The organism is Candidatus Hydrogenedentota bacterium (assembly GCA_035416745.1).
Lineage (GTDB): Bacteria > Hydrogenedentota > Hydrogenedentia > Hydrogenedentales > SLHB01 > UBA2224.
On sequence record DAOLNV010000152.1, the window covers coordinates 1 to 7,109 of the forward strand.

Below are 7,109 nucleotides of genomic sequence, written 5' to 3' on the forward strand. Positions count from 1 at the left end.
AGAGCGCCGCGCCGTTGCGTTTGATGGCGGGAAAGGTGTAGCCTCGCCGTGGTACCGCACACGTCGAGTTACCGGGGGGAGCCGAACACGGGCCGCGCGTCCTCGCCCTGGGACATGCCACGTTGCCGCCCACACTCGAGCAGTACGAAGAACCGGCTTGTTCAGACATAACGGTGGAAAGCATTGGATACTGCAATGAAGACTACACCTGCAAACGCAATTCAACGAATTGAAGACCACCCGATAAAGGCCTGTTACGTGGGCACGAACGCAGCCGCGCGCCTTGCTGACTTCGCATCGCAACACCTCGGGCGTTCCTGCTTGCTCGTCGCGGACGAGAACACCTTGGCCGCGGGGGGAGACAAGGCCGTTTCGGCGCTCAGCGCCGCAAATCGCCGTATCGCACACAAGACCTACGGTCCCGAGCCTCTTGACGCCACGGAAGAACTCGGCGACGAAGTCGCCGCATCCAGCCGGGACGTGGATTTCATCGTGGCCGTCGGTTCGGGCACGCTCTGCGATCTCGCCAAGCACGCGGGCACGAAACTTGGGAAACCATCGGTCCTATACGCGACGGCGGCGTCCATGAACGGCTATACTTCAGGCATCACCGCCCTCAAGGTGCGCGGCCTCAAGCGCACCACGCCGTGCGCCCCCGCCCTAGGGGTCTTCGCCGACCCGGAAGTGGTGGCGACCGCGCCGCAACGCATGGCGGCCGCGGGCGTCGCGGATTTCCTGTCCAAATGCTCGTCGGCATCGGATTGGCGGACCGCGCACTTACTCCGCAACGAGTACTTCTCGCCCATGGCGATGGCGTTTTACGAAGGCACGGTCGAACAGGTGCTTAACGCCGCGCCGGGCGTTGGCCGGGCCGACCTGGAAGCGCTGGCGGTCGTGCTCGAGGCGCTGCTGCTTTCAGGGTTGTCCATGCTCGCGGCCGGTTCCTCTTCACCGGCGTCGGGGGGCGAGCACCTGCTTTCGCACTATCTGGATATGAAGAGCGCCCTGTACGGGACTTCCCATGACCTGCATGGCGCGCAGGTCGGCGTAGGCACCGTTCACTGCCTCGGTCTGTGGGAGAGGATCCTGTCACTCGACCCGGCCGCCCTCGACGCGGACGCGTTGGCCGCGGCTCAACCGAACGAGGGCGAAATCCGCGCATGGATTGAACAAGATTGGGGCCCGGTTGCGGGCGAGGTACTCAAGCAATGGCAGGAGAAAGCCCTGCCGCCGCGGAAACTGCGCCACGAAATAGCGCATATCGCGTCGAAATACCAGACCTTGTGCGAGGGCGTGCGGAAGGACTATCTCCCGCCGGCTACGGTTGCCGAGGCCATCCGGGCGGCCGGAGGCCCTGTGACGCCCGAGGAACTCGACGCGCCCGCCGAAGAATTCCGAAAGGCCGTCAAACGGGCGCGGTTTATTCGGAACCGGTTCACCGTGCTCGATCTGGCCGCCGAGTTGGGGATTGAATGAACGTTGTCTTCCTGGCACTGCTTACGCTGCTCGCGGGGATCGAGGACGCGGAGCCGCGGGTTCCTCGAGCCGAAGCGGAGCGGGCCGCGGTCGAGCGCGTCCTCGAGAGCAAGCCCGTTCTCCTGGCGGAACACCGGGGATATCTGAGCTGGCTCGAGAAGCATCCTCCGATCGCCGCGGCCGAGGAGGCTTTCGTCTCGCTGATGCTCACGCAGGGGTTTTCACTGCCCGCCAACCGCTACGACGAAACCCTCGTGCGGTTTCCCGAGGCCGCGAGCCAGATGGATGGCTATTACGATTTCCTCGCGTCGGATTCCGGCGCGCGTGCGGCAATTGACGATTTGCACCGATTCGAACTGGCCCATCGCAGCGATGGCGGGGCTTGGGGCGCTGTGTTGACCTGTCTGCGCGCCAACCCCGCTGAAGCACTGACGTTTCTCGCGAATCCGCGATGGGTCAAGCCGATGCCGGAGGCGCTGCAACCGCTTGCCGACGCCGCGCGCAGGCACGAGCCGTCGGTGGAACGTCTGCGCACGGCCTTCCAGACGCTCGACGATAACGCTCTGGCCCATCTCCGCGTGTTTCCATGGTGGGAGACCGCTTACGACGCCGAAAGCCCCATAGGAACCCCTTTCGAGGCCCTGAACGCACATTTCAGGCGGTACCCGCATCGCTTCTGGGTGTGGCACCGGCGCGAACTTGCGCTCGCGGACGACCCCGGGGCGCGAGCGTGGATTCGCCATTGGCACCGCATCGTACGGCGGTCGCAGGGCCTGGACCGCGCCTATTGGGTCTACCTGGATGCGTTGCGCGAACAGCCCGAACGCGCCCAGACTGCCGAGACGCGCTGGCAAAAGGAGCATGGTGCGCCGCCGCAGTGGCCCCCGGACAACGACCCTCCCAGCTTGACGCCTCTATGGTTGCCTTCCAAGGAAATGCCTTCGGTCAAGAAGCTGGAACGTCTTGAAATCGAGACGCCCCCGCGTCCTCTTGCGCCGGGCCCGGACGAATTCACGCGCCCAACGCTCCCCACAAGGCCGGTCCCTCCCACGCGCCCGGTCAAGGAACAAGACACCGCTCAGCAGAGCGCCGGCGGCGGGCAATAGACGGGCCTACAGCTTCCAGGCCCTCGCAAACGCTTCGAAGGACCTGTCGTATGTTCTTTCCGCATCGGCTGGAAAACAGCAACCGGGCAGTTGGCGGCTTCTCAGATGGGTTTGGATGCATTCGCAGCACAAGGCGTGACGCGAACACCCGGGATACGAGCACGTGCAGAATGACATATTTCGATCTTTGTTCACGCATTCCGTTGCCATTCACAAAACCCTCCTGAAAAAATCGGTGTGACCATAAGACGTCCGCCAACCGGACGGGGCTTCCTCCGGCGGCATTCTACCAGAAAGGGTTCCGTTGGCAGCGGGTCACCGGCAGATGCCACGCAATGCGTGCCGCATCCGAGTTCGCGATGGTGCGCAACTTGAACATCCACTGTTCAGATTGCAGGCCCCGCTTGAGAGGTTGATGCCCAGCGCTGGCGGGCTCTTTCCCGCGGCGCCCGGGCGAAATCCGCCATGTTCCCCGGTTTGGCGCGTCCGTGTGGCCTCTTGTATAATGCGATGGATGCGACCGGCAGGGTTCAGCCACACCGAGCAGTGCAGAAGGAAGAAGTCATGTTTCCAAACGCGGATGAAGCCTTGATCGAGCAAGCCTATTCCAACGCGCAGGAGGTGTATGCCCAATACGGCGTGGACACCGCGCGGGCCATGGAGCGGCTGGCCGGCATTCCGATTTCTCTCCATTGCTGGCAGGGAGACGACGTGGGCGGGTTCGAGCGTATCGAGGCCGCTTCCGGTGGCGGCATCCAAGCCACGGGAAACTACCCGGGCAAGGCGCGCACCCCCGGCGAGCTGCGTCAGGACGCCGAGAAAGCGCTGAGTCTCATTCCCGGAAAGCATCGGTTCAACGTGCACGCCATGTATGCCGAAACCGGCGGGAAGAAAGTCGAGCGAAACGAGCTCCAACCCGAACATTTCCAGGGATGGATCGACTGGGCCAAGGCGAACGGGTTAGGGATGGATTTCAATCCCACGTGCTTTGCCCACCCGAAAGCCGACGACGGTTTCACCCTCTCGCACTATGACGAAGGGATTCGGAAGTTCTGGATCGAACACTGCATCGCCTGCCGCAAGATCGGCGCGCACATTGGACGCGAATTGGGCACCCCGTGCATTACAAACGTATGGATTCCCGACGGCTTCAAGGATATCCCCGCCGACAGGCAGACGCCCCGCGCCCTGCTCAAACAATCCCTGGATGCCGTGTTCGCGGAAGCCATCGATCCTAAGCACAATCTGGACGCCGTGGAATCCAAGTTGTTTGGAATCGGGTCCGAGTGTTATGTGGTGGGCTCCCACGAGTTCTACATGGGATACGCCATCAGGAACAACAAACTGCTTTGCCTTGACGCCGGACATTTTCATCCCACCGAGGGCATAGCCGACAAGATCTCGTCGGTGCTGCTGTATCTGGACGAGATCCTGCTGCACGTGAGCCGCGGAGTGCGGTGGGACAGCGACCATGTGGTGATCCTCTCCGACGACCTGCGAGCCATCGCGGAGGAGATCGTCCGGCATGATTTCGTCAAGCGGGTGCACATTGGCCTGGACTTTTTCGATGCCAGTATCAATCGGATCGCCGCATGGGTCACGGGCACGCGCGCCATGATCAAAGCACTGCTGCTCGCTCTCCTGGAACCCTCGGACAAGCTGGCCGAACTGGAGCGCTCGGGCGATTACACCGGGCGGCTCGCATTGCTCGAAGAACTTAAGACACTGCCCGCTGGCGCCGTCTGGGACTACTATTGCCGGAAACTCGAGGTCCCTGCGGGAACCACTTGGATCAACATCGTGAAACAATACGAGAAGGACGTGCTCTCCGCGCGCGGATAGCATTTGACCGTCAACGCGCACCGAAAACGGCCGCCGTCCGACGGTGTTTGCACGTCCTGGCACTCCTGAAACCGGCCGAAAGGGTACTATGGACTGGTATTACGCTGAAGGAAGCAAGCAAATAGGGCCGCTTGATGGGCGCAAGATGGGGCTGCTTGTCCAGCAGGGCACGATTAGGCCGGACACACTGGTATGGCGCGAAGGCCTCCCGAACTGGACCGCGGCAAGAAAGGCCGCGCCGAACCTGTTTCAAGGCGTGGCGCAACAACCTCAGGCTCCCGCTCAACAACCGCGGCCTGCCGGCGGCGGGCCGTCAGCACCCACTATAGGGATGAGCGGCGGATTCGGCCTTCAAGGCAACCTGGCAGACAGCCTGAAAGATATGCCGGGGACATCCGACCTCTTGGGCGGCCTCGAAGACCTTTCGAGTCTGCGCGGCCTCGCGGCGCTGGAAGATTCAGCAGGCGCCGGAGCAGCCCAGCGTGTCGGCGAAGAGTTTATCTGCGCCGCATGCGGAGCCATGAAACCGGGCACGGAGGCCGTGACATTTGAAGGCAAGATCCTGTGCAAGCAATGCGGCTACAACCTGGGCAAAGACGGCGGCGTTGCCTACACCGATGGCTCCTCGTTCTACAAGGAGAAAACCAAGCGCCACCCCGTGAAAGATTTCATGGCGTTCTATGCCCGCAATTCGCGTCAATTCATGGCGGCTGGCGCGGTTCTGGGCCTTCTGGCGCTCTTCATTGCCCTGCGCATGGCGGGCGCTGTTGGCGTAGCGCGTTATCTCCAGTATCCCCTTGCAGCAGCAATCATCGCGGCCGTGTACATGGGTAACGGTCTGAAACGGGCGTACGGCCGGACCATTCTTATCGCCACGGTCCTGACCCTTGCAGGAGAAGTGTTCTTGTTCCGCGGGAGCGGCCTCTTTCTTCTTGGTGCGCTTTCATTCCTCGCGGCGCATGCGGCGTTTCTCATCGCCTTCTGGATACGCGGCTTTTCGCTGGGATGGAGTATCGGAGCGGCGATCCCGCTATTGGGCATAAGCGCCGCGAGCTATTTCTGGCTTCACCAGCAAGCCTCCGTCGAGATGGAGGTCGCCATGATCGGGTTTGGCCTGGTGCTCACCGCAATGACCGTGTTCGGGATTGCCACGGTCGGCGCCGGAAGCAGTCTGACCATTATACTGGGCGTGATCGCCTTCTATGTTTCGGATATTCTGTTCGCACGCTCGCTTGTGCACGATCTTCTGTCCGGCTGGGGCAATACGGTGGGCGCCATACCATTACGCGACATTGCACTGATTCTGTTCGCATTCAGCATCTCGGCCGAACGCGAGCGCGTTGGCGCTTTGGAAGAGCAGGCAAAGGCCGCTCAGGCGCAGCCGCAGCCGTACGACCCCCTCGCAAACCTCTAACAAGAACTATTTCCCCGACAACGCGCTTTCGAGGTCGGCAGCGATGGCTTCAGCATGCTTGCGGTCGGCGATGTGCCTCGCAATGGAATAGGTATTGCCGTCCATTGTCGTGATTTCAACCGAGTAGTAGGTCTTGTTCCCGGATTGCATGTCGGAGCTCACCTTGACGGCCTCGATGTCGGCGTAATAGAAGGCCCGTTTCTTGGCGAACCCGAGCATGCTGCTCGTCACAGTCAAGACCTGGAAATTGGCCTCGAGCCGCTGCGCGCCGAACCACAGATCAAAAACGACGCAGCCGATTAAGAACCCGAAAAAGCAGAAAACGGCGGTGAAGAAAATGGGCGCGCCCGCTGCGACCATGAGGACAATCGCTCCTACCCAGATGGCGAAGAACACGGTGACAATTGCCGCCGTGCCCTTCAGCCGCGCCATGGGAAACTCATAACGCCGTCCGCCCGACACCAGGGTCGTGCGAAGGATGCCGGCTGCGCGCAATTCTTCGTCCAGCTCGGAAGGGTTCTGATATGCGGCAAGAGGTGTTTCGTGCGCCACGAAATCCTCCCGGCTGTCCGCCGTCTTGAATACGGGCACTTCGAACTGGGCCTTGTAATCCACGCCGGGGGTGGCCGCTCCTGCTTCGAGCCGCCAGAGAATGCGGTCGCTCAGATCGTCATCGCTGGTTCCCTGCGCATCGAAGGGAATGGTGAATTGTACGGGAATCGCCGAGCGGGCCATGCTCTGTTGAAGCGATTCGCGTTGTATCTCGCGCGAGTCCTGCCACAGCACGCTCTCGTGGGTCTCGCGATTCTTCCCGCTGCCTGTGATCCAACTTCGCACACAACTGAGCACCAGCTTGACGCTCTCCTCCGGCCGAAGATTGACGTTGGTGTGGATGACTCCCGCGAGCTGGCCGCCGATGACGCCCGGCACGGCAGCCATCTGGAATATCGAGTCGCCGTATTTGAGCCACCGCATGGCCGCCACGATTGCCCACGCGGCCAAACCGATTCCCACCGCCGGGAACAGCAACACAAGCAGTCCGGCGGCCTTATCCTCCCGCAGTGCCTGCGGCACGATGAAAATCGCCAACGAAAACGATATCAGGTTCCAGAAACCCGCAAATACAACGGCAAAAGCGGCGGCTGTCCTGGTCGAGCACGTCACCGTGCCTTTGGCCCACGCCTGGTTCCACTGCCAGGGCTGCCCGGGGAACCGTTCACGAAGATGGTTGTCGGCTCGCACCGTTTTCCACCCGTACACGGCAAAGCAGA

6 protein-coding genes are annotated in these 7,109 nt (G+C 61.9%); 4 read left to right on the forward strand and 2 right to left on the reverse strand.

The window, feature by feature from the left end:
* The first annotated feature begins 195 nt into the window (after nt 1-195).
* Nucleotides 196-1,476 (forward strand): iron-containing alcohol dehydrogenase, encoded by a 1,281-nt coding sequence (locus PLJ71_22295; protein HQM51420.1) that lies wholly within the window; start codon nt 196-198, stop codon nt 1,474-1,476.
* Nucleotides 1,473-2,582 (forward strand): hypothetical protein, encoded by a 1,110-nt coding sequence (locus tag PLJ71_22300; protein ID HQM51421.1) that lies wholly within the window; start codon nt 1,473-1,475, stop codon nt 2,580-2,582. Before PLJ71_22295 ends, PLJ71_22300 begins: the two co-directional genes overlap by 4 nt.
* Before the next feature lie 6 nt (nt 2,583-2,588).
* Here PLJ71_22300 and PLJ71_22305 read toward each other — a convergent pair whose 3' ends face one another.
* Entirely contained in the window at nt 2,589-2,792 is a 204-nt protein-coding gene (locus PLJ71_22305; protein HQM51422.1) for a DUF6485 family protein, read from the reverse strand.
* 354 nt (nt 2,793-3,146) lie between these two features.
* Between PLJ71_22305 and PLJ71_22310 the strand changes: the two genes are divergently transcribed.
* Both PLJ71_22310 and PLJ71_22315 read left to right on the forward strand, forming a co-directional pair.
* Entirely contained in the window at nt 3,147-4,424 is a 1,278-nt protein-coding gene (locus tag PLJ71_22310; GenBank protein ID HQM51423.1) for an L-rhamnose isomerase, read from the forward strand.
* Nucleotides 4,425-4,512: 88 nt separating this feature from the next.
* The gene (locus PLJ71_22315) at nt 4,513-5,838 is read left to right on the forward strand and encodes a lysoplasmalogenase family protein (GenBank protein ID HQM51424.1); all 1,326 of its coding nucleotides are present in this window, start codon (nt 4,513-4,515) and stop codon (nt 5,836-5,838) included.
* Between the two features lie 6 nt (nt 5,839-5,844).
* On the opposite strand, the gene PLJ71_22320 is transcribed toward PLJ71_22315, so the two are convergent.
* The coding region (locus PLJ71_22320) for a hypothetical protein (protein ID HQM51425.1) at nt 5,845-7,109 on the reverse strand (1,265 nt) is incomplete at its 5' end.

What these genes read in the sequence shown, in the direction of transcription:
- PLJ71_22295 (HQM51420.1), top strand. Translation starts at nt 196, where the DNA reads ATGAAGACTACACCTGCAAACGCAATTCAACGAATTGAAGACCACCCG.
- PLJ71_22300 (HQM51421.1), top strand. Translation starts at nt 1,473, where the DNA reads ATGAACGTTGTCTTCCTGGCACTGCTTACGCTGCTCGCGGGGATCGAG.
- PLJ71_22305 (HQM51422.1), bottom strand. Translation starts at nt 2,792, where the DNA reads ATGGCAACGGAATGCGTGAACAAAGATCGAAATATGTCATTCTGCACG.
- PLJ71_22310 (HQM51423.1), top strand. Translation starts at nt 3,147, where the DNA reads ATGTTTCCAAACGCGGATGAAGCCTTGATCGAGCAAGCCTATTCCAAC.
- PLJ71_22315 (HQM51424.1), top strand. Translation starts at nt 4,513, where the DNA reads ATGGACTGGTATTACGCTGAAGGAAGCAAGCAAATAGGGCCGCTTGAT.